The organism is Bradyrhizobium sp. 23 (assembly GCF_023073295.1).
Taxonomy (GTDB): Bacteria; Pseudomonadota; Alphaproteobacteria; order Rhizobiales; family Xanthobacteraceae; genus Bradyrhizobium; species Bradyrhizobium canariense_D.
The window spans coordinates 9,091-13,670 of record NZ_JADPJF010000097.1 but is presented as its reverse complement, the minus strand read 5'-3'; the positions used below and the strand labels follow the sequence as shown (position 1 = coordinate 13,670).

Below are 4,580 nucleotides of genomic sequence, written 5' to 3'. Positions count from 1 at the left end.
CCATCCTTCAGCTTCTTGCGACCTATGGGTTACGTTCCGGCGAGATAAGCCGTTTGCGGTTAGAAGACATCGATTGGCGGGCGGACATTCTGCACATCCGCCGCTCCAAAACGGGTGATCATTCTCTTCTGCCCTTGTTTGAGGCCGTTGGGGAAGCGCTGATCGAGTACCTCCGGCACGGCCGCCCTGAAACTGGTGTGCGGGAGATATTTGTTCGCACCCGCGCACCCTACGTTCCCATGGTGCGTATTTATAACGAAGTCAGCCGGCGGATTGAGGCGGCAGGCGTCACACCAAGCGGCAAACGCGGCCCGCATACCTTCCGACATGCACGTGCAGTCAGTCTGCTACGGGCGTCGGTCCCGCGAAAGTTGATCGGAGACGTATTGGGTCATCGTTCAACGGAATCGACGATCCCCTACCTGAAACTTGCCACGGAGGACCTGCGCGCAATCGCCCTAGAGATCCCGGGACAGGAGGTGCGCTCATGAACGCTTGGCCCGACACCGATGGCAGAACGATTGCCCGTTATCTTGGTCGGCTCCGGCTACGCTGCTCGACCAGTCCGATCTATTACCGTCAGGCGCTCCGAACCTTCCAGGAAGTGGTTGTCCGGGATCAGCGCACACCCGGACAGCTTGGCCGAGAAGTGCTCGAAACGTGGTTGCGCGAATATGCCATGCACTGGCCCATGGCGACGCTGCTGCATCGCGCCCGCATCGTCAATCGCTTCCTCGACTTCCTCGTGGGGGAAGCGCTGATCGTCAGCAATCCCATTGCTGATTTGCGTGCCGAGTACCATGCGAAAAGCGACAAGGCTATCGTGCGGTCGCTGCTCGCGCCCGATCCCGATCAGGCACTCGAAGCGCTACGGCAGTTCCCACCGTTCAGCAGTGTTCTCGGCGACCTCATGCGCAACCACATCGCGCTGATGCAGGCGAGAGGTTATCGCTATCAGACGCAGACCCGCTGGTTCTGGCGGTTCGATCGCTTCTTGCAAGCGCATCCGGAGTTGGCGGGAGAGTCAGTATCGATCATGTTGCAGCACTGGGCGGCCGCGCGATCAACCGCCAACCATGCCGCCGAATGCGAAAAGCTCGCTCGTGCCTTGGCCAAGGCACAGCATCATCTCGATCCCAGCACCAAACCAAGACGTCCGGATCCCCGTCCTGCACAACAGGTCGCGCGACATTGGCGTCGGCCATATATTTACAGCGCGCAAGAGGTTCGCCGTCTCCTCGACATCGCTCTGACCTACCCCTCTCCACGCTCACCGTTGCGGCCGATCAGCCTCTACACCATGCTGGTCCTGACCTATTGCGCGGGATTGCGGTTGGGAGAACTCGCACGCCTGAACCTTGCCGATATCGATCTGCAGGTTGGCACGATTACCATCCGGGAGACGAAGTTCTTCAAATCGAGGATCTTGCCATTGGCTGACAGTGCGTTGTCGGCGCTGCGGGAATATCTGGAGGCGAGACGCAAGGCGAAGATGCCACAAAGCCCCGAATCTGGCCTGTTCTGGCACGATCAGGGCAATGCGCGCTACACGTCGCACGCCATCGCCGGTTGCCTTGTCGACATCCTGCGGCGTGCCGGACTCAAGGCGGCGAAAGGCAAGACTGGCCCTCGCATCCACGACCTGCGTCACTCGTTTGTGGTGAACCGCATTCTCGAATGGTACCGCGCCGGCATCAATCCGCAGGACAAGCTTCCATTCCTCGCGACATATCTGGGGCACCGCGATATCCACTCGACGCTGGTTTACATCACGGTCACCCAGGAACTCCTTCAGCAAGCAAACGAACGCTTCCGGACGTTCGCGTCACATTGCCTGCACGCGTCAGAGGGGGTGCAGCCATGAAACCGGTCGACCCGTTCCCGAGGCTGCTTCATGCCTTCTTTTACGAGTGGATGGTTCAGCAGCGAAATGCCTCTGCGCACACCGTTCGGTCCTACCGTGACACATGGCGCCTGTTCCTCAGGTTCGTGGCTCAACGCCGACGCCGGCCGATAGCCCAGCTCGCACTGGGGGACCTGACGGCCTCCGAGGTCAAGACCTTCCTGCAATACACCGAGCAGGAACGCGGAGATACGATTGGCACGCGCAACTGTCGCCTGTCCGCATTACGTAGCTTCTTTAGCTTCGTTGCTGACCGCGAGCCGACGGCTATCGAGCAATGCACCCAGATTCTGCACGTGCCCATGAAGAAAGCGCCGATCCATGCGCCGTGCTATCTGGAGCCCGAGGAGGTGAAGGCCATTCTGGCGCAGCCCGACCGCTCGACGATTGAGGGGCAACGCGACCACGCGCTCTTCTGCTTCCTCTACAATACCGGCGCGCGCATCCAGGAGGCGCTCGATGTTTGCCTGCGGGCGATCCGGTTCGACTCGCCAACCTGCGTGCGTCTTTACGGCAAGGGACGAAAAGAACGGCTGAGCCCTCTTTGGCCAGAAACCGTGTCGTTGCTAAGATCGCAGCTCATGCGACAGCCGAGGGCCGACAACGAGCCCATCTTCGTCAATCGGTATGGTGTCCCGCTCGGCGCATCGGGCGTCCGCTTCAAACTGGCGCAATACGTCGAAGCGGCAGCGAAGATCATGCCGAGCCTGGCCTCAAAGCACGTAACACCTCATAGCTTCCGTCATGCGACGGCGGTGCATCTGGTAGCGGCAGGCGTTGACGTCACTGTGATCCGAAGCTGGCTCGGCCATGTCAGCCTCGACACCACAAACCACTACGCTCAGGCAAATCTGGAAACAAAGCGCCTGGCGTTGGAGCGCCTCGAAAGCCCGTCACGATCGGCAAAACGACCATCGTGGAAACAGGACCAGAGCGTTCTGGCCTGGCTCGATACCCTTTAGCGGCAAGGAAATAATGTGGAGGAGATCGCGCACTATCCCAGCATAACACCGGAAACGTGGTGCTCCTTCACATTATGATCTGCTGCTGATTACTCGATGTGTTGCGCGAGGACAATCGTGCAATTGTGCGGGCCGCTTCACAGGCCAGCAAGGTCGCGGACTATCTCCTTGGATTCTTGCCAGCACCCGCTGCCCACATGAAGGCGGAAAAAGCGGACCAGGAAGCGGCGTGAGGCTCCGCCCGGTCACCGCGGGAACGAGAGTGAGAGGGCGGGTCGTTTTCCGCGATGGGTTGGAGGTCGAGAGAGAGGCTCTCGGCCGCCCGTCGTGGAGAATCGGCATGACGAAGGCTGTCCAAAAGATCACCTTGTCGCCCTCGCGTAATATTCCGTTCAACAAGCTGGTGCTGAGCCAGTCCAACGTCCGGCATGTGACGGCGGGCATTTCCATCGAGCAACTCGCCGAAAGTATCGCGCAGCGTACGCTCCTGCAGAGTCTCAACGTGCGGGCGGTTGTTCGTGCGTACGGTTGCGAGCGGCGTGGAGGTCCTGTCGAAAGTGCTCGACCCCTATCCGATCACGCGCATCAGTGAGCGGGAGGCCGCCTGATGTTCAGCAAGCCTTGCGAATTAGCACGCCGCCTCGCGCGCGAGGCCGAGGCGGTGTGCCGACACTATCTCTCCAATGGAAAGAGGGAGGGGCGGTACTGGCTGGTCGGCGATGTCCACAACGCCCCAGGGCGCTCACTGTTCGTGCGGCTCCAGGACTCACGGAAAGGCTCCGCCGGAAAATGGACTGACGCCGCAACCGGGGAACATGGCGATCTCCTCGACGTCATCCGTGAAACCTGCGGCTTGCGCGATTTCCGGGAGGTCGCAGAGGAGGCGAGGCGCTTTCTGAGGCTGGCTCGTACTGAACCGGAACTCGTCCCGAAACCCGTTCGTCCGTTAGGACCGGCCGGATCGCAAGACGCGGCAAGACGGCTCTTTATGAGATCGCAACCGATCGAGGGGACGCTGGCCGAGACATATTTGCAGCGTCGCGGGATCGCCCACCTGCACCATGGTGGCAGCCTGCGTTTCCATCCGCGCTGCTATTATCGGCCCGACGAACACCTGCCAGCCGAGACCTGGCCGGCGATGATCGCCTGCGTCACGGATCTCGAAGGCAGGATCACTGGCGTGCATCGCACCTGGCTCGACCCTGACGGCTTTGATCGCATTCGGCTGGGCAAAGCTCCGATCGATACGCCGCGACGCGCGATGGGCGATCTCCTGGGGAACGCGGTTCGCTTCGGCGTGCTGGACGACGTGCTCGCTGCCGGCGAGGGAATCGAAACCATGCTGTCGCTACGTTACGTGTTGCCGATAATGCCAATGCTGGCTGCGCTCTCGGCCAATCATCTCTCCGCCATGGTTCTTCCGACCGGGCTGCGCCGGCTCTACATCGCCCGCGATGTCGATGCCGCTGGCGATGCGGTGCAGGCGACCCTCAGCCAGCGCGCAGCGGACGCCGGCATTGAAGCGGTCACGCTGTCGCCCCGGCTGGGCGACTTCAACGAAGATCTGCATGTCTTCGGTGTCCATGCTCTCCAAGCAGCGTTGCAGCTCCAGCTCGTGCCAGAGGACGTCGTTCGCTTCCTGCATCCCTCGACTGTACCCGCGGAATAGCTTCCGGTCCTTGATCGACGTCGATCGGCCAGTCATAGGCGAGGCC

General features: G+C 61.0%; 4 protein-coding genes and 2 pseudogenes. All 6 read left to right on the top strand.

Annotated elements, in window-relative coordinates:
* On the top strand, positions 1-491 hold a 491-nt coding region (locus IVB32_RS23330), incomplete at its 5' end, for a tyrosine-type recombinase/integrase (RefSeq protein ID WP_247411633.1).
* Entirely contained in the window at positions 488-1,864 is a 1,377-nt protein-coding gene (locus IVB32_RS23325) for a tyrosine-type recombinase/integrase (protein ID WP_247358140.1), read from the top strand. The genes IVB32_RS23330 and IVB32_RS23325, both read left to right, overlap by 4 nt.
* On the top strand, positions 1,861-2,865 hold the full coding sequence (locus tag IVB32_RS23320) for a tyrosine-type recombinase/integrase (RefSeq protein WP_247358141.1): 1,005 nt from the start codon (positions 1,861-1,863) through the stop codon (positions 2,863-2,865). The genes IVB32_RS23325 and IVB32_RS23320 overlap by 4 nt, the downstream gene beginning before the upstream one ends.
* 92 nt (positions 2,866-2,957) lie before the next feature.
* Positions 2,958-3,098: pseudogene (locus IVB32_RS23315) on the top strand (antirestriction protein ArdC); the annotation flags it as partial.
* A 107-nt stretch (positions 3,099-3,205) separates the two neighbouring features.
* Positions 3,206-3,382 (top strand): annotated as a pseudogene (locus IVB32_RS23310) (DNA-binding protein); the annotation flags it as partial.
* 90 nt (positions 3,383-3,472) lie between these two features.
* A complete protein-coding gene (locus IVB32_RS23305) occupies positions 3,473-4,534 on the top strand; it encodes a toprim domain-containing protein (RefSeq protein WP_247282178.1) in 1,062 nt (353 codons plus the stop codon).
* Positions 4,535-4,580: the final 46 nt, after the last annotated feature.

What these genes read in the sequence shown, in the direction of transcription:
- IVB32_RS23320 (WP_247358141.1), top strand. Translation starts at nt 1,861, where the DNA reads ATGAAACCGGTCGACCCGTTCCCGAGGCTGCTTCATGCCTTCTTTTAC.
- IVB32_RS23305 (WP_247282178.1), top strand. Translation starts at nt 3,473, where the DNA reads ATGTTCAGCAAGCCTTGCGAATTAGCACGCCGCCTCGCGCGCGAGGCC.
- IVB32_RS23325 (WP_247358140.1), top strand. Translation starts at nt 488, where the DNA reads ATGAACGCTTGGCCCGACACCGATGGCAGAACGATTGCCCGTTATCTT.